The 302-nt window shown below is 48.3% G+C and carries 1 protein-coding gene; it reads right to left on the bottom strand.

Annotated features, from left to right (window positions below):
• Window positions 1–302: RNB domain-containing ribonuclease (locus AAEZ03_RS26670; protein ID WP_350582794.1), on the bottom strand; the 302-nt coding region annotated here is incomplete at both ends.

Below are 302 nucleotides of genomic sequence, written 5' to 3'. Positions count from 1 at the left end.
AGATAGCTATTCACTTGATTATAAGTCAAGCGTGCCTGTGAATGAATCACCCCAGGATAGAAGTCATAGCCGGTGACCTTGCCTGCGCGAGATATCTTTATATCCGCAACCATACACAGACGATCAAGATCAGGGTTCAATGAACACAGACCGTTAGACAGTACTTCAGGCAGCATCGGAATCACACGATGCGGGAAATATACCGACGTACCGCGCTCGTAAGCATCTTGGTCAAGCGGCGAATTTGGCGTGACGTAATGGCTCACATCAGCAATTGCTACCAAGACACGGTAGTTACCACC

The organism is Pseudomonas sp. HY2-MNA-CIBAN-0224, assembly GCF_040310285.1.
GTDB lineage: Bacteria > Pseudomonadota > Gammaproteobacteria > Pseudomonadales > Pseudomonadaceae > Aquipseudomonas > Aquipseudomonas helleri.
The sequence above is the reverse complement of the archived record's forward strand: the minus strand, read 5'-3'. Positions and strand labels throughout refer to the sequence as shown.